At 62.2% G+C, this 21,242-nt stretch carries 25 protein-coding genes; 17 read left to right on the top strand and 8 right to left on the bottom strand.

All coding sequences use genetic code 11. From position 1 onward, the window contains the following. The first annotated feature begins 105 nt into the window (after nucleotides 1-105). The 4 genes from dapA to F2P47_RS09130 are packed head-to-tail and all read left to right on the top strand — an operon-like array spanning nucleotide 106 to nucleotide 3,108. Entirely contained in the window at nucleotides 106-981 is an 876-nt protein-coding gene (dapA, locus tag F2P47_RS09145; RefSeq protein ID WP_152216050.1) for a 4-hydroxy-tetrahydrodipicolinate synthase, read from the top strand. A gap of 19 nt (nucleotides 982-1,000) precedes the next feature. Next, nucleotides 1,001-1,498: an SsrA-binding protein SmpB gene (gene smpB, locus F2P47_RS09140; RefSeq protein WP_152216049.1), complete on the top strand. Its 498-nt coding sequence runs from the start codon at nucleotides 1,001-1,003 to the stop codon at nucleotides 1,496-1,498. A 3-nt stretch (nucleotides 1,499-1,501) separates the two neighbouring features. Then, nucleotides 1,502-2,440: a DMT family transporter gene (locus tag F2P47_RS09135; RefSeq protein WP_152216048.1), complete on the top strand. Its 939-nt coding sequence runs from the start codon at nucleotides 1,502-1,504 to the stop codon at nucleotides 2,438-2,440. Continuing rightward, nucleotides 2,437-3,108 carry a sulfite oxidase-like oxidoreductase gene (locus F2P47_RS09130; RefSeq protein ID WP_152216047.1) on the top strand — a complete coding sequence of 224 codons (672 nt, stop codon included), beginning with the start codon at nucleotides 2,437-2,439 and terminating at the stop codon, nucleotides 3,106-3,108. The genes F2P47_RS09135 and F2P47_RS09130 overlap by 4 nt, the downstream gene beginning before the upstream one ends. An 8-nt stretch (nucleotides 3,109-3,116) precedes the next feature. Here the strand turns inward: F2P47_RS09130 and F2P47_RS09125 are convergent, their stop codons facing one another. Together F2P47_RS09125 and F2P47_RS09120 are read right to left on the bottom strand one after the other, a co-directional pair. Further along, nucleotides 3,117-3,773, bottom strand: coding sequence for a uracil-DNA glycosylase (locus F2P47_RS09125; RefSeq protein ID WP_185681041.1), 657 nt, complete (start codon nucleotides 3,771-3,773; stop codon nucleotides 3,117-3,119). 17 nt (nucleotides 3,774-3,790) lie between these two features. Beyond that, on the bottom strand, nucleotides 3,791-4,414 hold the full coding sequence (locus F2P47_RS09120; protein ID WP_152216045.1) for a LabA-like NYN domain-containing protein: 624 nt from the start codon (nucleotides 4,412-4,414) through the stop codon (nucleotides 3,791-3,793). 154 nt (nucleotides 4,415-4,568) lie between these two features. Between F2P47_RS09120 and folK the strand changes: the two genes are divergently transcribed. The 12 genes from folK (at nucleotide 4,569) to parC (ending at nucleotide 16,067) form a co-directional block, all read left to right on the top strand. Next, nucleotides 4,569-5,114: a 2-amino-4-hydroxy-6-hydroxymethyldihydropteridine diphosphokinase gene (folK, locus tag F2P47_RS09115; RefSeq protein ID WP_152216044.1), complete on the top strand. Its 546-nt coding sequence runs from the start codon at nucleotides 4,569-4,571 to the stop codon at nucleotides 5,112-5,114. A gap of 104 nt (nucleotides 5,115-5,218) precedes the next feature. Further along, nucleotides 5,219-5,641: a DNA-directed RNA polymerase subunit omega gene (rpoZ, locus tag F2P47_RS09110; protein WP_152216043.1), complete on the top strand. Its 423-nt coding sequence runs from the start codon at nucleotides 5,219-5,221 to the stop codon at nucleotides 5,639-5,641. 135 nt (nucleotides 5,642-5,776) lie between these two features. Then, nucleotides 5,777-7,927, top strand: a complete 2,151-nt coding sequence (locus tag F2P47_RS09105; protein ID WP_152216042.1) for a RelA/SpoT family protein — start codon at nucleotides 5,777-5,779, stop codon at nucleotides 7,925-7,927. 80 nt (nucleotides 7,928-8,007) lie between these two features. Continuing rightward, on the top strand, nucleotides 8,008-8,592 hold the full coding sequence (pyrE, locus tag F2P47_RS09100) for an orotate phosphoribosyltransferase (protein ID WP_152216041.1): 585 nt from the start codon (nucleotides 8,008-8,010) through the stop codon (nucleotides 8,590-8,592). Nucleotides 8,593-8,602: 10 nt separating this feature from the next. Beyond that, complete coding sequence (locus F2P47_RS09095) at nucleotides 8,603-9,190, top strand: DUF2062 domain-containing protein (protein ID WP_152216040.1); 588 nt, start codon at nucleotides 8,603-8,605, stop codon at nucleotides 9,188-9,190. A 21-nt stretch (nucleotides 9,191-9,211) separates the two neighbouring features. Then, nucleotides 9,212-9,970, top strand: coding sequence for a pyridoxine 5'-phosphate synthase (locus F2P47_RS09090; protein ID WP_152216039.1), 759 nt, complete (start codon nucleotides 9,212-9,214; stop codon nucleotides 9,968-9,970). Further along, nucleotides 9,967-10,389 carry a holo-ACP synthase gene (acpS, locus tag F2P47_RS09085; RefSeq protein WP_152216038.1) on the top strand — a complete coding sequence of 141 codons (423 nt, stop codon included), beginning with the start codon at nucleotides 9,967-9,969 and terminating at the stop codon, nucleotides 10,387-10,389. Before F2P47_RS09090 ends, acpS begins: the two co-directional genes overlap by 4 nt. A gap of 97 nt (nucleotides 10,390-10,486) precedes the next feature. Then, nucleotides 10,487-11,245 (top strand): signal peptidase I, encoded by a 759-nt coding sequence (gene lepB, locus F2P47_RS09080; protein ID WP_152216037.1) that lies wholly within the window; start codon nucleotides 10,487-10,489, stop codon nucleotides 11,243-11,245. After that, entirely contained in the window at nucleotides 11,233-11,955 is a 723-nt protein-coding gene (gene rnc / locus F2P47_RS09075) for a ribonuclease III (RefSeq protein WP_204886600.1), read from the top strand. Before lepB ends, rnc begins: the two co-directional genes overlap by 13 nt. Then, entirely contained in the window at nucleotides 11,948-12,877 is a 930-nt protein-coding gene (gene era / locus F2P47_RS09070) for a GTPase Era (RefSeq protein WP_152216035.1), read from the top strand. The genes rnc and era overlap by 8 nt, the downstream gene beginning before the upstream one ends. Nucleotides 12,878-12,970: 93 nt before the next feature. Further along, nucleotides 12,971-13,711, top strand: a complete 741-nt coding sequence (gene recO, locus F2P47_RS09065) for a DNA repair protein RecO (protein WP_152216034.1) — start codon at nucleotides 12,971-12,973, stop codon at nucleotides 13,709-13,711. Between the two features lie 106 nt (nucleotides 13,712-13,817). Continuing rightward, a complete protein-coding gene (gene parC, locus F2P47_RS09060) occupies nucleotides 13,818-16,067 on the top strand; it encodes a DNA topoisomerase IV subunit A (RefSeq protein ID WP_152216033.1) in 2,250 nt (749 codons plus the stop codon). Nucleotides 16,068-16,123: 56 nt separating this feature from the next. Here the strand turns inward: parC and F2P47_RS09055 are convergent, their stop codons facing one another. The 5 genes from F2P47_RS09055 to motA form a co-directional block, all read right to left on the bottom strand. Further along, on the bottom strand, nucleotides 16,124-16,606 hold the full coding sequence (locus tag F2P47_RS09055) for a BsuPI-related putative proteinase inhibitor (protein ID WP_152216032.1): 483 nt from the start codon (nucleotides 16,604-16,606) through the stop codon (nucleotides 16,124-16,126). A gap of 49 nt (nucleotides 16,607-16,655) precedes the next feature. Continuing rightward, nucleotides 16,656-17,396 carry an arginyltransferase gene (locus tag F2P47_RS09050; protein WP_152216031.1) on the bottom strand — a complete coding sequence of 247 codons (741 nt, stop codon included), beginning with the start codon at nucleotides 17,394-17,396 and terminating at the stop codon, nucleotides 16,656-16,658. A gap of 94 nt (nucleotides 17,397-17,490) precedes the next feature. After that, entirely contained in the window at nucleotides 17,491-17,973 is a 483-nt protein-coding gene (locus F2P47_RS09045; RefSeq protein ID WP_152216030.1) for an RDD family protein, read from the bottom strand. A gap of 75 nt (nucleotides 17,974-18,048) precedes the next feature. After that, nucleotides 18,049-18,999 carry a flagellar motor protein MotB gene (locus tag F2P47_RS09040; protein WP_152216029.1) on the bottom strand — a complete coding sequence of 317 codons (951 nt, stop codon included), beginning with the start codon at nucleotides 18,997-18,999 and terminating at the stop codon, nucleotides 18,049-18,051. Nucleotides 19,000-19,025: 26 nt separating this feature from the next. Then, nucleotides 19,026-19,892, bottom strand: coding sequence for a flagellar motor stator protein MotA (gene motA / locus F2P47_RS09035; protein ID WP_152216028.1), 867 nt, complete (start codon nucleotides 19,890-19,892; stop codon nucleotides 19,026-19,028). Between the two features lie 240 nt (nucleotides 19,893-20,132). On the opposite strand from motA, the gene F2P47_RS09030 reads away from it, so the two are divergent. Next, a complete protein-coding gene (locus F2P47_RS09030; RefSeq protein WP_152216027.1) occupies nucleotides 20,133-20,624 on the top strand; it encodes a flavin reductase family protein in 492 nt (163 codons plus the stop codon). Nucleotides 20,625-20,627: 3 nt separating this feature from the next. Here the strand turns inward: F2P47_RS09030 and F2P47_RS09025 are convergent, their stop codons facing one another. Beyond that, nucleotides 20,628-21,137 carry a MarR family winged helix-turn-helix transcriptional regulator gene (locus tag F2P47_RS09025; RefSeq protein ID WP_185681040.1) on the bottom strand — a complete coding sequence of 170 codons (510 nt, stop codon included), beginning with the start codon at nucleotides 21,135-21,137 and terminating at the stop codon, nucleotides 20,628-20,630. Between the last annotated feature and the right edge of the window lie 105 nt (nucleotides 21,138-21,242).

Here is a 21,242-nt window from a genome sequence, read left to right as displayed (position 1 = left end):
CCGTTTTCGGCGGATTTCTTGCCGCGCCCGTGGGTTATGGTTATCGTGCGCGCCGCCCGAAAGGCGGGCGTCCCCGGCAAGGCGGGGCTTTGGAGCTTGAGGAACATGTTCAAGGGATCGTACGTCGCTCTCATCACCCCGTTCAGGGACGGCAAGGTGGATGAGGACGCGTTCGCCAAACTGGTCGAATGGCAGATCACCGAAGGTACGCACGGGCTCGTTCCCTGCGGAACGACGGGCGAGTCGCCGACGCTTTCCCATGAAGAGCACCGCAAGGTCGTCGAAATCTGCGTCGAGGTGACGAAGAAGCGCGTGCCGGTCATCGCTGGCGCCGGGTCGAATAACACGGCCGAAGCGCTGGAATTGATGCACCATGCCAAGAAGGTTGGCGCGGACGGCGCGCTCTGCGTGACGGGCTACTACAACAAGCCCTCGCAGGAAGGCCTCTACCAGCATTTCAAGGCGCTGAACGATGCGGTCGAGCTGCCGATCATTCTCTACAACATCCCCGGCCGCACGATTGTCGACATCAGCGTCGAGACAATGACCCGGCTCTTCGAGCTGAAGAACATCGTCGGCGTGAAGGACGCAACCGCGAACCTCGCCCGCGCGAGCCTTCAGCGCCAGGCCATGGGCCCCGACTTCATCCAGCTTTCGGGCGAGGATGGGACGGCGCTGGGCTTCAACGCGCATGGCGGACAGGGCTGTATCTCGGTGACGGCGAATATCGCGCCGAAGCTCTGCGCCGAATTCCAGAATGCCTCGCTCTCCGGCGACTACAAGAAGGCGCTGGAGATTCACGACAGGCTCATGCCGCTTCACCACAATCTCTTCATCGAGCCGAGCCCCGGCCCGATCAAGTATGCGGCGAGCCTGCTCGGCCTTTGCCGTGAAGAATTGCGCCTGCCGCTCGTGCCGGTGACCGAACCGACGCGCGAGAAGGTTCGCGGCGCCATGCGCCACGCCGGCCTTATCAACTGAGTTTCCGAACCGGGATCACATGTCATCGAAGAGCGGCGGCGCAAAAAAGAAGCTGGGAGACGGCCGGAAGATCATCGCCGACAACCGCAAGGCGCGATTCCACTATTCGATCTCCGATGTCTATGAAGCGGGCGTCGAACTGAAGGGCACCGAGGTCAAGTCGCTGCGCGTCGGGCAGGGCAGCCTCAATGAGGCCTATGCGCAGGCGACGAAGCAGGGCGAGATCATGCTCGTCAACGCCTATATCCCCGTCTATCTGCAGGCGCATCAGTTCAACCACGAGACGCGGCGGCCGCGAAAGCTGCTGCTGCATCGTCGCGAGATCGACAAGCTCTCGCAGGCCGTGCTGCGCCAGGGCATGACGCTCGTTCCGTTGAAGATGTATTTCAACGACAAGGGCCGGGTGAAGGTCGAGCTGGGTCTCGCACAAGGCAAGAAACTTGCAGACAAGCGAGAGACGGAAAAGCAGCGTAGCTGGGAGCGCGACAAGGCTCGCGTGATGCGCGAACGGGGGTGACGTGTGGAAGATGTGAAACGGCGCGGAATTGTGGCGTATGCGCTGAGCTTCCTGTTCAACCAACCCTATCTTCTTCTTTCGCTGACGGCGCTTTTCTGGAGCGGTAACGCAATTGTCGGTCGCGCCGCGATCGAGCAGGGCATGCCGCCCATAGGGCTTTCCTTCTGGCGCTGGTTTCTCGCTTTCCTGATCGTGCTTCCCTTCGCGTGGCGGCATCTGCGCATCGAGTGGCGTAGCATGCTCGACACCTGGCCCGTCATGCTCGGCCTCGGCACGCTTGGCGGAGCGAGCTTCAATCTCTGCATGTATATCGGCCTCCAGACGACGCAGGCGATCAATGCCGGTCTGTTGCAGGCCTTCATTCCCGTGACGATCCTCATGCTCGCCATTCCGATTCTGGGCGAGCGGACGAGCGTGCGGCAGGTGTCCGGCATGGTTGTCGCCTTTGCAGGCGTTCTGGCGATCATCTTTCAGGGCGATATTGCGAGGCTTCTCGACCTTTCCTTCACGCGCGGCGACGTCTGGATCGTGGCGGGCGTCGTCCTCAACGCCTTCTACTCCATCGTGCTGAAGTGGAAGCCGAAGGTGCATCCGCTAAGCCTGCTCGCCGGGATATTCGGCGTGTCCTCGATGGCGCTGCTGCCGCTGTATCTGGTCGAGACGATGAACGGGCGGCCGGTCCCCCTCACCGAGGTGAGCCTTGGCGCCATCCTCTATGTGGCGCTCTTTCCGGCAGTCGCAGCCTATTTCTGCTACAATCGCGGCATTGAATTGCTTGGGCCGGCGCGCGCAGGCGTTGCGATCTATCTCGTGCCGATGATGGTGAGCCTGCTCGCGGTCGGTCTTTTGGGAGAACCGTTCCACCTCTATCACGCCATCGGCATGGCGCTGATCCTGGGTGGGCTGGCATTCGCGGAGGCGCGGCGAGGAGGCGGGAAATGAGCGACGGCGAGAAGCCCAGCCTGATCGGGCAGATCAAGGACAAGCTGATCCACTCCAAGGAGAGGACGGCGGCTGAAGGGCGTCACCTGACTGGCAAGGCCGATCTTCGCCGCGAGAACAGGTTGCCGCCCGGGCAGCATCTCGTCGAGAAGTGGCCCGTGCTCGACCTCGGCATTCAACCCGACATTCCGCTCGACACCTGGGCCCTCGTTATCGACGGCGCTGTCCGGAATCCCGTTACGCTTGGCTTCGATGAGTTCATGGCGCTGCCGCAGGTCCATTACGTCAGCGACATTCATTGCGTGACGACATGGAGCCGCTACGACAACAACTGGGACGGCGTTTCGTCACAGACGATCCTCGATCTGGTGAAGCCAACCGACGCGGCGCGGCACGTCATTTTCCATTCGCATGACGGCTATACGACCAACATCAAACTCGAAGTCTTTGCAGAACCCGATGTCCTGCTTGCCCATGCCTGGGAAGGCGAGCGGCTGACGCGCGAACATGGTGGGCCCGTGCGCGCCATCGTGCCGCAATGGTATTTCTGGAAGAGCGCGAAGTGGATCGAGCGGATCGAGTTCAGCCCGGTCGACAAGCCCGGCTTCTGGGAAGAGCGCGGCTATCACAACGAGGCCGATCCGTGGACGGAAGAACGGTATAGCTGAGAATATTCTCAGCGCTGATCCAGATAAGCCCGGATATCCCTGAACACCGCATGGAACATCTCCGGCGTCAGTCGCCGCGTGTTCGTGTTGTAGCGCGAGCAATGATAGCTATCGAAGAGGCGCAGGCCGTTGCCGATGTCGTGGCTCGCCTGATGGGCAAAGGGAAACCTGGAGCGCTTCGCCTCATGCGCCGTCAGTACGCTGTCATGGGCGATGCGGCCAAGCGCGAGGATGGCGGCGAGTTTGGGCAGGGCGGCGAGGCGGGCGGAGAAGAAGCGCAGGCAGGTCTTCGCTTCAAGCGGCGTCGGCTTGTTCTGTGGCGGCACGCAGCGCACGGCGTTGGAAATCATCGCGTCATGCAGCGTCAGCCCGTCATCGGGCCGTGCCTTGAACTCGCCCTTGGCGAAGCCGAACTCGATCAGCGTCGAATAGAGAAGGTCGCCCGCATAGTCGCCGGTGAAGGGCCGGCCGGTGCGGTTCGCGCCCTGAACGCCGGGGGCGAGGCCGACGATGAGAAGGCGCGCCTTCTCGTCGCCGAAGGACGGCACGGGGCCATTATACCAGTCCGGATGAGCGGCCTGATTTTCGCGCCGGTAGGCGACGAGGCGGGGGCAGAGCTGGCAATCGCGCGGCGCTTCGGGCGCCGCAGCTTCGATGTCGGACATGCCGCTTTCTAGCGCGTTCAGGCCCGCGCGGGAAGGTCGATATCGTCCTCGTCTTCATCGTCGTAATAGTCGTCATCCTCGTCCACCGGCTGGACCACCTGAGGCCGGTTGTCCGCATTGCGGCCGATGAAGCCCCGCAAGCTTTCGAGGTCGATGAACTGGTCCGCCTGACGGCGAAGCTCGTCGGCGATCATGGGCGGAGAGCTGCGCGTCGTGGAGACGACCGAGACACGCTTTCCCTTGCGCTGGATGGCATCGACGAGGCGCCGGAAATCACCATCGCCGGAGAAAATCACGACATGATCGACCTTGTCGGCGATTTCCATCGCGTCGATGGCCAGCTCGATGTCCATATTGCCTTTGACACGGCGGCGGCCCGTGGCGTCGGTGAACTCCTTGGCGGGCTTCGTCACCACTGAAAAGCCGTTGTAGTCCAGCCAGTCGATCAGCGGGCGAAGCGGCGAATATTCCTGATCTTCAAGCAGGGCCGTGTAGTAGAAGGCGCGGAGCAAAGTGCCCTTGGAACGGAAGAGTTCGAGAAGGCGCTTGTAATCGATGTCGAAGCCGAGACCGCGCGCGGCAGAATAGAGGTTCGCACCGTCGATGAAGAGCGCGATGCGTTCCTGTGGATAGAAATTCATGCTGCACTCCTGAGAGTAGCTAATGCGTTTCGATGATTTGAAAAGTAGAAAGGCCTGGCGATGCTGTGCGGCTTGGGGTGGCCATTTATGGCGAGAAAATATAGAAGCCGGTTTGCTTTGAAAATGGGTATTCGGGCTACATGGACAATTTGAAATGATCCTGCTCGCCTTCGGCGCAAATCTTACGTCTGTTCATGGCGAGCCGATAACGGTGCTGGAGAAGGCGCTCGAATTGATGCCTTCGCTTGGCATATCCGTTCGGCGTCGCTCCTCCTGGTACCGGACGCCTGCAATCACGCCTTATGCCCAGCCGCCTTATGTGAATGGCGTTGCCGTGGTCGAAGCGGCGCTGCCGCCGGTGGAGCTTCTCCAGATGCTTCACCGGATCGAGGCGATGTTCGGCCGGGTCCGCCGCGTGCGCTGGGGGGAGCGGATCATCGACATCGATTTGCTCGATTATGACGGGTTGGTGGTCCCGCCCGTCGGGCGTCGGGGCGCCGATGCGGGGCTCGGACAGTTGCCGCTGGCTCTGCCGCATCCGGGCATTCCCGACCGGGGGTTCGTGCTGGTTCCGCTGGCCGAAGTCGCGCCGGAGTGGCGCCACCCCGTGACCGGGCAGGGGCCGGAGGAACTTCTCCAGCGGCTCCAGGCGGCGCAAGGCATTGGCGCGCTTGCCGGAATTGAGAAAATCACCGCCTAGAACGGGACGCTTCCGCCTAAGAGCCTGTTTCTGCTTGCTTTCTCCTTGCTCAGCCCCTACATACACAGCACAATAGATTTCCCGCCTTACCCGGAGTTGCGATCATGGCGCGTGTGACCGTTGAAGATTGCGTCGACAAGGTGCCGAACCGCTTCGAGCTGGTTCTGCTCTCCGCTCATCGCGCGCGGGCCATGTCGGCCGGCGCCGAGCTGACTGTCGATCGCGACAACGACAAGAATCCCGTCGTGGCGCTGCGCGAGATCGCCGAGCGGACCATCGTTCCGGGCGATCTTCGCGAAGACCTGATCGGCACCATGCAGAAGCGCGTCGAGACGGACGAGCCGGAGGCCGAGAGCCTGCAGCTTCTGACGGCCGGCGAAGTGAGCGCCGCCGACATCGACACCTTCGGCGCGGGCGCCGGCGGCGACCGTATGAGCGAAGAGGAACTCCTCCGCGCCATCCAGAGCCAGATCGACTCGCCGCAGCAGAAATCTGCCGACGCGGACGACATGGACGGGGAAGACTAAGCGACCGCAAGGCGGAGATGATTTCCGCTCCCGTGCGTTAATCGGTTTAGAGCGCCGCCCCGGCCGGAAGGTAAGGGCGGCGCTTTTGTTTTGAGTTGTTCGGGCGAAATTGAACGGAGGCAGGCAGGGTCGAGAATGCTGCGTCAGTATGAGTTGGTCGATCGGATACTCGGCTACGATCCCAAAGCGGACGAGGCCCTGATCAACCGCGCCTATGTCTATGCCATGAAGCAGCATGGCAGCCAGAAGCGCGCCTCGGGCGACCCCTACTTCTCGCATCCCATCGAAGTCGCCGGCATTCTGACCGATCTCAAGCTCGATACTGCGACGATCGTCACCGCAATCCTCCACGACACAATCGAGGATACCGGCTCGACGATGGAAGAGCTGACCAAGCTCTTCGGCGCGGAAGTTGCCAATCTTGTCGATGGCGTGACGAAGCTCACCCGCATCGAGCTGACGTCCGAACATTCCAAGCAGGCGGAAAACTTCCGCAAGTTCCTGCTCGCCATGTCGAACGACATTCGCGTGCTTCTGGTGAAGCTTGCAGACCGCCTGCACAACATGCGGACGCTGCAATACATCTCCTCGCCCGAGAAGCGGGCGCGCATCGCGCAGGAGACGATGGACATCTACGCGCCGCTCGCGGGCCGCATGGGCATCCAGGAGATCCGCGAAGAGCTGGAAGATCTGGCGTTCAAGGAGCTGAACCCGGAAGCCCGCGAAACGCTGATGAAGCGGCTGAACGAATTCAGTGTCGCGAGCGGCAACATCGTAGAGCGCATCGCGAGCAACCTGCAGGCCAAGTTGCAGGAAGCGGGGCTTGCCTGCGAAGTGGACGGGCGGCAGAAGCGCGCCTATTCGGTCTGGCGCAAGATGGAGCGCCGCGCCATTTCGCTCGAGCAGCTTTCCGACATTTTCGGATTCCGCGTCATCGTTGACGATGTGGCCGACTGCTATCGCGCGCTCGGCATTCTGCACACGAACTGGCCGATGGTTCCGGGACGTTTCAAGGATTACATCTCGACGCCGAAGAACAACGGCTATCGCTCCATCCACACGACCATGATCGGGCCGGAGCAGAAGCGCGTCGAAGTGCAGATCCGTACGCACAAGATGCACGAGCTGGCCGAACTCGGTATCGCCGCCCATTGGCTTTACAAGGAAGGCGCAGGCGGGGCCGAAAAGTCGGCGGAATTCGCCAGCACCTTCCGATGGTTGCGTCAGCTCATCGAAATGCTGGAGCATGGCAGTACGCCTGAGGAATTTCTGGAGCACACAAAGCTTCAGATGTTTTCGGATCAGGTTTTCTGCTTCACGCCGAAGGGCCTTCTCATCACGCTGCCGCGTGGCGCGACGCCCATCGACTTCGCCTATGCGGTGCATACCGATGTCGGCGACAGTTGCGTGGGCTGCAAGATCAACGGCCGCCACATGCCGCTGCGCAGCGTCTTGCAGAACGGCGATGAAGTCGAAATCATTCGCTCGCAGGCGCAGCGCCCGTCGCCTGCCTGGGAAGCCTTTGTTGCGACAGGCAAGGCGCGCTCCGCCATCCGCCGCTCCATCCGTCAGGTGAAGCTTGCCGAGTTCGGACGCCTCGGGCGGCAAATCCTCAAGGGTGTGTTCGACGCGGCGGCCAAGGAAATGAGCGATGTCATTCTGCAGCGTGCGGCGGGTGCCCTGCATCAGGAGGATGTTGACGATCTTCTGGCTTCCGTAGGTGCGGGCGAAATCACCGGCGAGCAGGTGCTCGAAGCCGTCTATCCCGAATTGCCGGTAAAGAAGGGCACGAAGCGCAAGTCCGTAAAGGGCATTGGCACCGGCGATGAACGCGCTGTGGTGCGGCTCACCGGGCGTGGCTCTGGTCTCGCGATCAGTATGGCGCCGAACAGCTTTCCGCTGCCGGGCGAGCGCATCGTCGGCATCGTCACGCCGGGCAAGGGCATCACGATCTATCCGATCGACTCGCCGGCGCTGGAGGAGTTCGACGGCGACCTGACGCGCTGGCTTGACGTGAAATGGGACATCGACGCCGAGCATCCGCAGGTTTTCCCGGCGCGGCTCATGATCACGGCGCGCAACGAGGTGGGCTCGCTCGGCCATATCACCTCGCTGATCGCGGATTATGGCAGCAATATTACAAACCTCTCGATGACCCAGCGGGATGCGGACTTTTATGACATGCAGGTCGATCTCGAAGTGCGCGACTTCAAGCATCTGACGCGGATCATGGCGGCGCTGAACGGGTTGTCGGCGGTAAGCAAGGTTTCCAGACCGCGCCGCTGAGCGGCGGATGTGTCATTTAATTTCCGGGTCATCGCAGTAGAAATCTGCTATCCCGTAGCGGCAAAAAAATGGGGAGCGCCATGAAAGAGGCAAAAGTTCTCAAGGAATTCGAGAAATCGGGTGCGCTGCTGCGTGGGCACTTCATTCTTTCGTCGGGGCTGCACAGCCCGCTCTTCCTGCAGAAGGCGCGCGTCTTCATGAACCCGAAGCGCACCTCCAAGCTCTGCAAGGCGCTGGCGGCCAAGGTCCGCGACGAGATCGACAAGCCGATCGACGCGATCGTCTCGCCCGCGGTCGGTGGCATCATTCCCGGTTACGAAACGGCGCGGCATCTCGGCGTACCCGCCATGTATGTCGAGCGTGAGAACGGTGAGTTCGCAGTGCGGCGCGGCTTCGAACTCAAGAAGGGCATGAATGTCCTGATGGTCGAAGATATCGTGACGACGGGCCTTTCCTCGCGCGAATGCATCGCCGCGATCCGAAAGACGGGCGCCCGCGTCGTCGCGGCGGCCTGTCTGATCGACCGCTCCGGCGGCAAGGCCAAAGTCGGCGTCAAACTCATCTCGCTTGCGCAGATCGACGTGCCGGCCTATCCGGCGGACAAGCTTCCGCCGGAACTTGCGAAGATCCCGGCGACGAAACCGGGCAGCCGAGGTCTCAAGTAAGGATTGATCGGTGTTCCGGCGTAGGGTCGAACTTCACCCGCTGCAAAAGCTGCGAGAGTCGCTCTGGCCCCGCATCGGCTGGATTCGTGCGAGCCAATATATCTGGCGGCGCGTCTGGCGGCTGACTGGATCGCCGCACACGATTGCCATTGGGGTGGCGGCAGGCGCCTTCACAGCCTTTACGCCGTTCCTCGGCTTCCACATCATGTCAGCGATCGTGATCGCCTGGGTGCTCCGCGGTAATCTCATTGCGGCTGCCTTCGGAACGCTTGTCGGCAATCCGCTGAGCTATCCGCCGATCTGGATCGCGACCTATGATGTGGGCAACTGGATCCTCGGAATGTCGGGCCGGACTCATGTGAACTTCTCCGAGCTTTTGATGAGCCACAAGGCTTTCGACATGATCCTGCCGGTGCTTGTGCCGATGGCCGTGGGTTCCTTGCCGCTCGGCATTGCGGGCGCGGTCGTGACATATTTCATCGTGAAAACGGCGGTCGCGGCCTATCAGCTTCGCCGTCGTGAGCAGCTGGAGGCCCGTGTCCTCGCCCGCATGACCGAGCGGGATGCGATGAACGACGAGAATGACGAGCAGGAATAAGGCACGCGGGAGTTTCGAGGCATGAGCGGGACAAAGACGGCGCGTCTGCGCCTCGGTGTGAATATCGACCACGTCGCGACAATCCGGAATGCCCGTGGCGGCGATCATCCAGATCCGGTGCGCGCGGCCCATGCAGCTGCGGCGGCGGGCGCGGACGGGATCACTGCTCATCTGCGCGAAGATCGACGCCATATTCGCGACGAGGATATCGACAAGCTGATGAAGGAAATCGGCCTGCCGCTCAATCTCGAAATGGCCGCGACCGAAGAGATGCTCGAGATCGCCTTGCGCCATCGTCCCCACGCCTGCTGCATCGTGCCGGAGCGGCGTGAAGAGGTGACGACGGAAGGCGGGCTCGACGCCGCAGGCCAGCGGCAGAATCTTGCGCCCATCATCCGGCGCCTCGGCGACGCCGGCATTCGGGTTTCGCTCTTCATCAATCCCGATAGCCGGCAGCTCGAAGCGGCCCGCGCGCTCGGTGCTCCGGTGGTGGAGCTGCATACAGGCGCCTATTGCGACACGACGGGCACGGCGCATGCCGAGGAGCTTGCGCGGCTTACCAGGGCGGCGCGGGAAGGGGCCGAGCTCGACCTCGAAATTCATGCGGGCCACGGGCTCACCTTCGGCAATGTGAAGCCGGTGGCCGCGCTGCCGCAGGTGGCCGAGCTCAATATCGGTCATTTCCTTATCGGGGAGGCGATCTTCGGCGGGCTCGACTCGACGATCAAGCATATGCGCGAGTTGATGGATCAGGCTCGCGCCGGAGCGCAGGTCGCATGATCATCGGCATTGGCAATGACATGATCGACATTCGTCGCGTGGAGAAAACGCTCGAACGCTTTGGCGACCGCTTCGTCCGACGCATTTTCACCGATATTGAACGGCAGAAATCGGACCGCCGCCGTAACAGGGCCGCTTCCTACGCCAAGCGCTTCGCGGCAAAGGAAGCCTGCGCCAAGGCGCTCGGCACCGGGGTCAACCGGGGCGTGTTCTGGCGTGACATGGGTGTGGTTAACCTTCGGGGTGGGCAACCGACCATGGCGTTGACCGGAGGAGCGGCGGAGCGCCTCGAGAGCCTCACCCCGGCGGGGATGGAGGCCGTTATCCACATTACGATTACCGACGATTTTCCTCTCGCCCAGGCTTTCGTCATAATTTCGGCCATTCCGGCCCGCAATTTGGCCGAAGGGCAAGGTTGAAGCCCGGAGACGGTTGGCCGTCCGCGACGGTGTGATATGGTCCGCCGTCCCTTGTCGGGACGGCCTGCGGGGCAGGCGGGGCGCCAGGAGCTCGATGATGACGATGACTGACAATATCAAGAAGGCCGGAACGAGCTCCGTTGGGGAGAACGCGCGGACGATTGGCTATGCGCTGCTGATTGCGCTCGTCATTCGCGCACTTCTGTTCCAGCCGTTCAATATCCCGTCGAGCTCGATGGTGCCGACGCTGCTCATCGGCGACTATCTCTTTGTCTCGAAATACAGCTACGGCTACTCCAAGCACTCGCTGCCCTTCAGCCCGCCGCTTTTCGACGGACGTATTTTCGCCCGCCAGCCGGCCCGTGGCGATGTGGTGGTGTTCAAGAAGCCGACCGACAATCGCACCGACTTCATCAAGCGGCTGATCGGCCTTCCGGGCGACACGGTCCAGATGAAGCATGGCGTTCTCTATCTGAACGACAAGCCGGTTCCGCGTGTGCGCGTCGAGGACTTCGTGGCGCGTGACAATCTCGGGAACGTGCAGCGCATCCCGCAATACCGCGAAACGCTGCCCAATGGCGTTTCCTACACGACGCTCGACCTGATCGAGGAGAGCGTGACGGACAATACCGGCGTCTATGTCGTGCCGCCGGGACACTATTTCATGATGGGCGACAATCGCGACAACTCGGCCGATAGCCGCGTTCCGAGTGTCGTCGGCTACGTGCCCTTCGAAAATCTCGTCGGCAAGGCACAGATCATTTTCTTCTCGACCGATGGCAGCGCCCATTTCTGGGAAATCTGGAACTGGCCGTCATCAATCCGCTGGAACCGCATTTTCAAGTGGGTCGATTGAGCAGGGACCGCCGCAACAAGAGCCGTGCGCTGGAAGCGCGGCTCGGTCATGTGTTCGCCGACAAGTCGCTTCTCGATCTGGCGCTCAGTCATCCGAGCGCGTTGACGGGGACACAGTCTCCGGCCTTGTTCAGTAACCAGCGGCTCGAATTTCTGGGCGACCGTGTGCTTGGGCTTGCCGTTGCCGAATGGCTGCTACGCGAATATCCCAAGGCCGATGAGGGCGAGCTTGCGGTGCGCTATAATGCGCTGGTCCGCAAGGAAGCCTGCGCCGCTGTTGCGGAGCGTGTCGGCCTTGGTGCGCATCTGGCGCTTGGACCCGGCGAAGAGCGGGCTGGCGGACGCCAGAAGGCGGCGATTCTGGCGGATGCCTGCGAGGCGGTGATCGCGGCGCTTTATCTCGATGGCGGGCTCGAAGCGGCGACACGCTTCATCGCCGCCGAATGGGCGCATTTCGTCGCCACGCCGACGCAGCTTCGCAACGACGCCAAGACGGCGCTGCAGGAATGGACGCAAGCGCGCGGACGCGGCGTACCCGTTTACAAGGAGATCGGCCGTTCGGGTCCGGATCATGCGCCCGTCTTCGAGGTGCAGATCGAAGTGAAGGGATTGCCGGCGGAGACGGGCAGTGGAAGCTCGAAACGTCAGGCGGAGCAGGCCGCAGCGCGCGCCATGCTGATACGTGAAAGTGTATGGACCGAAAATGACTGATACCGCGAAACCCAAAGAGACGAAGTGCGGCTTTGTCGCCATCATCGGCGCGCCGAATGCGGGTAAGTCGACGCTTCTGAATGCCATGGTCGGCTCCAAGGTGGCGATCGTTACCCACAAGGTACAGACGACGCGCGCCCGCATTCGCGGCATCGCGATCGAGGGCGATACGCAGATCGTCTTCGTCGACACGCCCGGTATCTTCAAGCCGAAGCGCAGGCTCGACCGCGCGATGGTCGAGGCCGCATGGGGCGGTGCGGGCGACGCCGATGTCATCATCCTGATGGTCGATACCGAGCGCGAGCGCGGCGAAGATCTGCAGCGCGTACTCGAAGGGCTGAAGGAGCAGGGGCGCAAGGCCGTGCTGGTGCTCAACAAGGCCGACGTCATGACGAGCGAGAAGGGCCGCGAGAAGCTGCTGAAGCTCGCCGCCGAACTCAACGAGACGGGCCTCTTCACCCGGACCTTCATGATCTCGGCGCTGACCGGCGACGGCGTGAGCGACCTCAAGCGCTATATCGCGGATCAGATGCCCAAGGGGGCCTGGCACTATCCTGGAGATCAGACAGCAGACGTGCCGATGCGCTCGCTCGCGGCGGAAGTGACGCGCGAGAAGCTCTTTCTGCGCGTCCATGACGAACTGCCCTATGAACTCACCGTCGAAACGGAAAGCTGGGAGCAGAAGAAGGATGGCTCCATCCGCATTCAGCAGGTGATTTTCGTTCAGCGCGACAGCCAGAAGAAGATCGTGCTCGGTGCGGGCGGGCAGACGATCAAGACGGTCGGCCAGCTGGCGCGCCAGGAACTTGAAGAGATGCTGGAAACGAAAGTGCATCTCTTCCTTTTCGTGAAGGTGCGTGAGAACTGGGGCGACGACCGCGAGCGTTACCGCGAGATGGGTCTCGATTATCCGAAGGATTGAGTGGAGCTATAGGGTTCGATAGAACGCGCAAGCACCCGTTTTTCCGTTATAATCGGCCCATGTTGAGAAACCGCTTCAACAGAGGCTGTCCCCATGGAATGGCGTGACGAGGGCATCATCCTCTCGGCGCGAAGCTATGGCGAGTCGGGCGCCATCCTGGAGCTTTTCACCCGCGAGCATGGCCGCCATTTGGGCCTTGTGCGCGGCGGCGCGGGCCGTCGTCACAAGAGCTCGCTACAGGCCGGAAACAGCCTCGCCGCACATTGGCGGGCGAGGCTCTCCGAGCATCTCGGCACCTATACGGCGGAGCTGATGAAGCCGCGCGCGGGGCTGCTGATGGAAGATGCCTTCTCTCTGATGGGCCTCAGCGCGGCCTGCGCGGTGGCGGGCATCATCCCCGAACGCGAGGCGCATCCGGCGCTTTACGAGGGCTTCGAGCTTCTGCTCGACACGATGGATGACCCCGACATCTGGCCCGCGGTTTTCGTGCGCTGGGAGCTGGGACTCCTTCAGGAGTTGGGCTTCGGTCTCGACCTCGGCCAATGCGCGGCGACCGGCTCGCGCGACGATCTCGTCTATATCTCGCCCCGCAGCGGCGGCGCCGTGAGCCGGGAGGCGGGCGATCCATACAAGGAGCGGCTCTTCCGGCTACCCCAATTCCTGATCGGGGCGCAGGCTGGCGCCGCGACGCCCGACGATGTGGCGGAAGGGTTCCGAATCACAGGCCATTTCCTCGACCGGCATCTTTTCACGCCGCATGGCCGGCATCTGCCCGACGCGCGGATTCGCCTTGCCGAGCGCGTGTTCACCCGAAGCCGGGCGGTGGCGAACTAGGCTGCATTTACGCGACAGATGTGGCAATCCGGGAGGGTTGCCGGAGAATCACCTACCCGAAGAGACTGACCCAGGCTGACTGGGCCGAGCCGACTGGAAGTCCGATATGAGCAAACTCGCCCCCCCGCCCGAGGGACCGGAACACATCATCAATCTGCGCGAGGCGCTGGAAGAGCGCTACCTCGCCTATGCGCTCTCGACGATCATGCATCGCGCTCTGCCGGATGTGCGCGACGGTTTGAAGCCGGTGCATCGCCGCGTGCTCTATGCCATGCGGCAGCTGAAGCTCGATCCGGGTTCGGGCTTCAAGAAGTCGGCCCGCGTCGTCGGCGACGTCATTGGTAAGTATCACCCGCATGGCGACCAGTCGGTCTATGACGCGCTGGTGCGCCTCGCGCAGGATTTCTCGGTCCGCTATCAGCTGGTCGACGGTCAGGGTAATTTCGGCAATGTCGACGGCGATGGCGCGGCCGCCATGCGTTACACGGAAGCGCGGCTGACCGACGTCGCCGCGCTGCTGCTGGACGGCATCGACGAGGACACGGTCGACTTCCGAGAAACCTATGACGGCAGTGAGAAGGAGCCGGTCGTCCTGCCCGGCGCCTTCCCGAACCTGCTGGCGAACGGCTCGGCGGGCATTGCGGTCGGCATGGCGACCTCCATTCCGCCGCATAATGCGGCTGAGCTTTGCGACGCCGCGCTCTATCTCATCAAGCATCCCAATGCGCGGACGGAGAAGCTCATCGAATTCGTCCCCGGCCCCGACTTTCCGACAGGCGGCATCATTGTCGAAAGCCGGGAGTCGATCGCGGAGGCCTATGCGACCGGCCGCGGCGGCTTCCGTGTGCGCGCGCGCTGGGAGATCGAGGAGCTGCCACGCGGCATGTGGCAGATCATCGTCACGGAAATTCCCTATCAGGTGCAGAAGTCGAAGCTCATCGAGAAGCTCGCCGAGCTTCTGATGGCGAAGAAGCTGCCGTTGCTTGAAGACGTACGCGACGAGTCGGCGGAAGAAATCCGCGTCGTGCTCGTGCCCAAGAGCAAAGCTGTCGAAGCCGACCATCTGATGGAGTCGCTCTTTCGCGCGACGGAACTCGAAACGCGCTTCCCGCTCAACATGAACGTGCTCTCGGCGGGACAGGTGCCTGGCGTGATGAGCCTGCGCGATGTGCTCAAGGCGTGGCTCGATCATCGTCAGGTGGTGCTGCAGCGCCGCTCCGCCTTCCGCCTCGACAAGATCGCCAAACGTCTCGAAGCGCTCGAAGGCTATCTGATCGCCTATCTCAACCTCGATGAGGTGATCCGCATCATCCGCGAGGAGGACGAGCCCAAGCTCGAACTGATGAAGGCGTTCAAGCTCAGCGACAATCAGGCCGAAGCGATCCTCAACATGCGCCTGCGCAGCTTGCGCAAGCTCGAGGAAATGGAGATCCGCACCGAGCACAAGGAACTCTCGGCCGAGCAGAAGGCGCTGAAGACCCTGCTCAAGTCCGAGGACGCGCAATGGGCGAGGATTGCGGACGAGATCAAGGATGTGAGGGCGACGTTCGGCCCCAAGACGGAACTCGGCCGCCGCCGCTCGACTTTCTCGAATCCGCCCGCCATGACCTACGTGCCGCCGGAAGCGATCATCGAGCGCGAGCCGATCACGGTCGTCTGTTCGGCCAAGGGCTGGATACGCTCCATGAAGGGGCATGTGGGGCCCGACACCGAGATTAAATATAAGGAAGGCGATAACGAACGTTTCGTCATCCACGCCGAAACGACGGACAAGCTGATCCTGTTCGCGACGGACGGGCGTTTCTTCACGCTCACTGCCGACAAGCTGCCGGGCGGGCGCGGCCATGGGGAGCCGCTGCGTCTGTTGATCGACATGGAGGAGGGGCGCGAGATCGTGGCGCTCTTCGTTCATCAGCCGGGCCGCAAGCTTCTCGTCGCCTCCCATGAGGGCAACGGATTCGTCGTGCCGGAAGACGAGGTGGTGGCGATGCGCCGCGCGGGCAAGCAGGTGCTCAATGTCTCGGGCACCGACGAGGCGGTGGCCTGCGTGGTGGTGAAGGGCGATCACGTTGCGGCGATGGGCGAGAACCGAAAGCTGCTTATTTTCCCGCTTGCCGAGGTCAATGAGATGACGCGCGGCAAGGGCGTGCGCCTCCAGAAGTACAAGGATGGCGGCCTTGGCGATATCAAGTGCTTCCATCTGAAGGAAGGCCTGACGGTCTATGATCGCTCCGCACGGGCGCGCCTCTTCACCGATCTGAAGGAATGGCTCGGCCAGCGCGCGCAAGCGGGGCGCCTGCCGCCCAAGGGCTATCCGTCGGGCTACAAGTTTGGCGGAGATTTTGGCGCGGCGTGACGCACCAAAACGTGAGCTGGAAAACGGCCCGGCAGTTTTGCCGGGCCGTTTGCTTTTCAGCGGATGGTGACGGCGGCGTTCGTCTCATGTCCCCAATAGCGGACGAAGATGTGATAGTCGCCGGGATGAACGCGCTTCGGGTCGAGCGCGATCGGGAACTTTTCGGTCATGATGTTACGAGCGGCGAGCACTGTGGATACAGTAACCTGTGCGCAAACCTTGTCGTCGGCCTGCGACTGCACGAATTCTTTCTTGTCGTCGGTCAGGAACCAGCGGAACACGTCGCATTGCGTGGACGCGGTCAGGGCCTGCGTCTCTTTCGTATTGTTCTCGAGCCGGACGGTCACGTCGAGATTGATGGGCTTGCCGGCGGCGGACGCCTCGGGCTGCTCCGTCGTCAGAGTGAGCGTGACGGGCTCGTCGGGCTTCACCGCGCCTGTGTAGATGAAATAGGCGATGACGCCGATCGCGGCGAGCATCGCGAAGGACATGTTCATCATCCGCTTTCCGAGATCGGACGGCGTTTTCGGATCGGTCATCTCTTCTCCGGTGCTTCTTCTATTTTTCCGGGGTGGGTGTTTTCCGGGTTCAGGCGGGATGGCGTTCCCAGCCGTTCATTCCCAACGCTTCAAGCGGACGGTAGCGCATCTTGTAGGCCATCTTGCGGCAATCGGCGACCCAATAGCCGAGATAGACGTAAGGCAGGCCCTTGCGCTGCGCCCGCCTGATGTGGTCGAGCACCATGAAGGTGCCGAGGCTGCGCTCCTCCGCGCTGGTGTCGAAGAAGCTGTAGACCATGGAGAGTCCATCTTCGAGCGTGTCGGTGAGCGCGGCGGCGATGAGCGGGGCCTTTTCCTCGTCGGATGCTGGCGGCGAACGATACTCGACCACCGATGTCATGACGTTGGTGTCCTCGATCATCGAGACATAATCGAGGGATGTCATGTCCGCCATGCCGCCTTCCGCGTGGCGTGCATCGAGATAGACGCGCAGCAGTGAGAACTGTTCCGGCGTCGCGCGCGCGGGCTTCTCCTCGCCATTGAGGTCTTCGTTGCGGGCCAGCACGCGGCGGAAGCTGCGATTTGGTTCGAACTCATCGACGACGATGCGCACCGATACGCAAGCCGCGCAGCCGTCGCAGGCCGGGCGATAGGCGATGTTCTGGCTGCGGCGAAAGCCCGATTGCGTCAGCACATTGTTGAGCGCGACGGCATTCTCGCCGAGGAGATGCGTGAAGACCTTCTTCTCGTAGCGGCCGGGCAGGTAAGGGCAAGGCTGTGGCGTCGTGATGTAGAACTGCGGAAAGCGGTTGCCAAAATGTTCTGTCACGTCTGCGTCCCGATCGCCTTGCACACCGATGCCTGATCCTCAATGGACACAGGATAATGGCGAAGGCGCCCGATGACGAGCCCCCTTGCGCGGCTCAGACCGGCTCGCGATGGACGACGACCGTGCCGCAGAGGAAGTCGTGCAGGCCGCGGCGGCGCTCGTTGAAGAAGGGCACGATGAGGACCACGGCCCAACTGATGCCGACCGTTATATAGAAGAGGATTGTCTGTAGCGCCGCCTGGAGATAACCGGGGCGCCGCCCGTCCCAGGTCCTGAGCTCGATTCCCTGCCAGCGCATGCCGGGCGTCGCGGAGTTGGGCCCGCCGAGGCTGAGGACGAAATAGGCAAGCGTTATGAGCGGCGTCAGCGCCGCTCCGGGCCATAAAAGGCCGAAGGTCAGAATTCCCAGAATGCCGAAGACGATGATCGCTGCGGTGATGATGACCAACAGCACCAGAAGGTCGGCGATATAGGCAAGTGCCCGGGCCGCGATGATCCCGTCGAAAGTGCCCCTGGGCCAGTCATAGCCGCCGGACCGGGCGGGTTCGAGCCCGACCAGACTGTTTTCGTCGCTCATCTCGCCCGCAAGCTCCCTGTTCCTCAGACCCCTTTGAGATAGGCGACGGACAGGACCACTGCAAGGCCGGGTCGGTCAGGGCTTGAAGTTGGCCGGCATGGCAGGGGCTTCGCGGAGCAGCACGATCGACAGGCGCCGGTTTGCAGCCATGTGGGGATCTTCAGGGAAAAGCGGCTCGGAGTCGGCCTTGCCGACGACCTGATAGATGCGGTCGCCGGGAAGGCCCTGCCGCGCCATGATGCGGCGTGCGGCATTGGCGCGGTCGGACGTCAGTTCCCAGTTTCCGTAACCGGGCGCTCCGGTAAAGGGCGTCGAGTCCGTGTGGCCGGAAATGCTGATGCGGTTCGGGAGCTTCATCACGATCTTGGCGACGGCCTCGATCAGCTTTCGTGTCCGCTCATAGGGTTCGGCAAGGCCGGAGGGGAACATGGAGCGCCCGTCCTGATCGACGATCTGCACACGCAGGCCTTCGGGTGTCTCGTCGATGATGACGTTCTTCGACAGCTCGGCGAGATCGGGGTCGTTCTGCATCGCCTGGCGCAGGCTTTCGGCGGCGCTGCGGAAATTCTGTTCGTCGCGCGATATGGCTTCGGCGGCGGCAGCGTTCGATGTCGTCTGGCTGGGCGAGGATTGAGTGGAGTTGGTGGACTCCATCGTGCCGTTCGACGCACTGGCTGTGCGCTTGTCGTTCGTCTCGGGGCTTTTCGGCGCGGCGGGCGTCGAGATGGTCATGACCACGCGGGGCGCGGAGCCGGCCATGCGCGCGCCTTCGAGTTCGAAGGCGGTGCCGCCCAGAACGCCGCCGGCACCGCTGGTCGAGCGGCTGACACTTGCGGGCGCGAAGTAATCGGCGAGCCCCTGCTTCTGCTCCGGGGTCGTCATGCTGATGAGCCACATCAGCAGAAAGAAGGCCATCATCGCCGTCACGAAGTCGGCATAAGCGATCTTCCAGGCGCCGCCGTGATGGGCATGAGCCTGCTTCTTGATGCGCTTGATGATGATCGGTTGTTCGTTCGATACGGCCATCCTGGCCTCCCGTTACGTGCGTGCGTTCAGCCCGCTGCGGGTTGCAGATTGGCCGTCGACTGCTCCACTTCGATGAAGGTCGGGCGCACATCCGACATGAGGGCCTTGCGGGCGAACTCGATCGAAACGGCGGGCGCGTAGCCCGACATATGCGCGAGGAGGCCGGCCTTCATGGAGAGATAATATTTATCTTCGGCTTCGTAGATGTTGCGCAGCGACTGTGCCATCGGGCTGAAGAAGCCATAGGCGCAGAGGACGCCGAGGAATGTGCCGACAAGCGCGCCCCCGATCAGATGGCCGAGAACTTCCGGCGGCTCGGTGATCGAGCCCATGGTGTGGATGACGCCGAGCACGGCCGCGACGATGCCAAGGGCGGGTGTGCCATCGGCGAGCGACTGAAGGCTCATCACGATGCGCTCGCGCTCCTGATGATGCGTTTCGAGCTCCTCGTCCATCAGCGCTTCAAGCTCATGCGCAACCTCCGTGCCGAGCGTGATCATGCGCAGGTAGTCACACATGAACTCGACTGCGTGGTGGTCTGACGCGAAGCGGGGAAACTGCGCGAAGATCGCGGATTCGGCGGGGTTTTCGATATGCGCCTCAAGCGCGAGATTGCCCTTGCTCTTGGCGAGCTTGAAGAGCGTGAACTGAAGGCCGAGCAGTTCGAGATAGGCGCTCTTGTCATAGCGCGAACCCTTGAACAGCGTACCGAACATGCCGCCCATGGCTTTGAGCACCGCCGGCGGATTGCCGATGATGAAGCCGCCCATGGCCGCGCCGAGAATGATGAGAAGTTCGAAGGGCTGGAAGAGCACGGCTATGTGCCCGCCATTGGCGAGATAGCCGCCGAAGACGCTGGCCAGAACAACGAACATGCCGATGAGCAGCTTCATCGCGCCCGATACTTTCTATTAAGAACCCCACAAAGGTGCCGTCGCACCCCGACACAGGCATTCTGTCGGCTTGCGATTAACAGCGGGTTTAATCCGCTGGTTTTGCAGAAAAAACGTTGGATTTGCGCTGGCTGCGGGTTGCGCGGGCCAATTTACTGGGATTTAACCGATTGGCCGTCGGACAAAAGCCGCCTGAAGCGGCAGTCCCGGAAGGTTGGTACAGGGAGAAGATCGCCCCAAATGACGCACGACACTCGCAAGTTCCGCAATGCGCTGGGTTGCTTTACGACCGGCGTGGCGGTGATCACGGCCCAGCTCGAAGGCCGCCCGCCGATCGGAATAACGGTGAATTCCTTCTCCTCCGTTTCTCTCGATCCGCCTCTGGTGCTCTGGAGCCTCGATCGCAAGTCGGACACGCTGCCGGTCTTCGAGGCGGTGACGGGCTTCACGGTGAACGTGCTGCGCGAGGATCATCGCGACATTTCCAACCGCCTGTCGAAGCAGGGCGATCACAGCCTCGAAGGGCTGGCGCTCCGCACCGGCGCCTGCAATGGCTGCCCGGCGCTGGAGGAGGCGTTGGCGCATTTCGAGTGCAGCGTCGAGGCGCGGCATGAGGGCGGCGACCACATCATCTTTATCGGCCGCGTCCTGCATTTCGAATATTCGGAAGACGGACGCCCGCTGCTCTATCATCGTGGCGGCTACAAGGGCCTTGCCGAGGGGACGCCCTGAGTTTCAGGCCCCGGCCTGGTCCATGCCGTCGGTTCTGACGAGATTGCCGCGCATGAGTGCGATGCAGTCGAGCATGGTCAGATATTCATCCAGCCCTATACCATCGATCGCCGCATTGTGAATGTCGGCGTAATGGGCCATGCCCTGATCCTTGTGTGCATGGAGCAGCGGCGTCAGGTAGATGCACTTGGCGCGACGGTCGGTCGGATGCGCGCGGCGCTCCACCAGGCCGAGCGCTTCCAGCTCGTTCACATAAATCCCGATCGAGACCTTGTGGATGTGAAGCTCCTGCGCGAGGTCGGTCTGCGTCTGGCCGTCATGCTGCAGGAGGGCGGTGATGATTTGAGTCTGGTTGCGGCTGAGGCCGCTGCGCCGGTCATAGAGCTTCGCGAGCAGGGCACCGACCTCGGTGATGAGGTTCAGAAAATATTGCGGCGACAGGCGAGTGTCGATGTCTTTGTCCGAAGGCGTGCTGCCTGCAATGCGCCCGGCATCCTCTCTGTGCTTTGCCACTTCGCGTCTCCCCCCAACCAATCCGTATCCGGATTATGCGGCATTATGCTGCCTGTTTTAAATTCTTGTCGGATACGACACGCGGCTTGACGCGTCGCTTCCCCG

The sequence above is a fragment of the Parvibaculum sedimenti genome, from assembly GCF_009184905.1.
Lineage (GTDB): Bacteria > Pseudomonadota > Alphaproteobacteria > Parvibaculales > Parvibaculaceae > Parvibaculum > Parvibaculum sedimenti.
Note: the sequence above shows the minus strand (reverse complement) of the source record. Positions and strands in the feature narration are given on the sequence as shown.

Bases quoted from the DNA above. Each gene is read 5' to 3' on its own strand.
- F2P47_RS09090 (WP_152216039.1), top strand. From the start codon at position 9,212: ATGAGCGGGACAAAGACGGCGCGTCTGCGCCTCGGTGTGAATATCGAC.
- pyrE (WP_152216041.1), top strand. From the start codon at position 8,008: ATGAAAGAGGCAAAAGTTCTCAAGGAATTCGAGAAATCGGGTGCGCTG.
- rpoZ (WP_152216043.1), top strand. From the start codon at position 5,219: ATGGCGCGTGTGACCGTTGAAGATTGCGTCGACAAGGTGCCGAACCGC.
- F2P47_RS09125 (WP_185681041.1), bottom strand. From the start codon at position 3,773: ATGTCCGACATCGAAGCTGCGGCGCCCGAAGCGCCGCGCGATTGCCAG.
- F2P47_RS09105 (WP_152216042.1), top strand. From the start codon at position 5,777: ATGCTGCGTCAGTATGAGTTGGTCGATCGGATACTCGGCTACGATCCC.
- dapA (WP_152216050.1), top strand. From the start codon at position 106: ATGTTCAAGGGATCGTACGTCGCTCTCATCACCCCGTTCAGGGACGGC.
- era (WP_152216035.1), top strand. From the start codon at position 11,948: ATGACTGATACCGCGAAACCCAAAGAGACGAAGTGCGGCTTTGTCGCC.
- smpB (WP_152216049.1), top strand. From the start codon at position 1,001: ATGTCATCGAAGAGCGGCGGCGCAAAAAAGAAGCTGGGAGACGGCCGG.
- F2P47_RS09055 (WP_152216032.1), bottom strand. From the start codon at position 16,606: ATGACCGATCCGAAAACGCCGTCCGATCTCGGAAAGCGGATGATGAAC.
- lepB (WP_152216037.1), top strand. From the start codon at position 10,487: ATGACGATGACTGACAATATCAAGAAGGCCGGAACGAGCTCCGTTGGG.
- F2P47_RS09045 (WP_152216030.1), bottom strand. From the start codon at position 17,973: ATGAGCGACGAAAACAGTCTGGTCGGGCTCGAACCCGCCCGGTCCGGC.
- motA (WP_152216028.1), bottom strand. From the start codon at position 19,892: ATGAAGCTGCTCATCGGCATGTTCGTTGTTCTGGCCAGCGTCTTCGGC.
- folK (WP_152216044.1), top strand. From the start codon at position 4,569: ATGATCCTGCTCGCCTTCGGCGCAAATCTTACGTCTGTTCATGGCGAG.
- F2P47_RS09130 (WP_152216047.1), top strand. From the start codon at position 2,437: ATGAGCGACGGCGAGAAGCCCAGCCTGATCGGGCAGATCAAGGACAAG.
- parC (WP_152216033.1), top strand. From the start codon at position 13,818: ATGAGCAAACTCGCCCCCCCGCCCGAGGGACCGGAACACATCATCAAT.
- F2P47_RS09030 (WP_152216027.1), top strand. From the start codon at position 20,133: ATGACGCACGACACTCGCAAGTTCCGCAATGCGCTGGGTTGCTTTACG.
- F2P47_RS09040 (WP_152216029.1), bottom strand. From the start codon at position 18,999: ATGGCCGTATCGAACGAACAACCGATCATCATCAAGCGCATCAAGAAG.
- acpS (WP_152216038.1), top strand. From the start codon at position 9,967: ATGATCATCGGCATTGGCAATGACATGATCGACATTCGTCGCGTGGAG.
- recO (WP_152216034.1), top strand. From the start codon at position 12,971: ATGGAATGGCGTGACGAGGGCATCATCCTCTCGGCGCGAAGCTATGGC.
- F2P47_RS09120 (WP_152216045.1), bottom strand. From the start codon at position 4,414: ATGAATTTCTATCCACAGGAACGCATCGCGCTCTTCATCGACGGTGCG.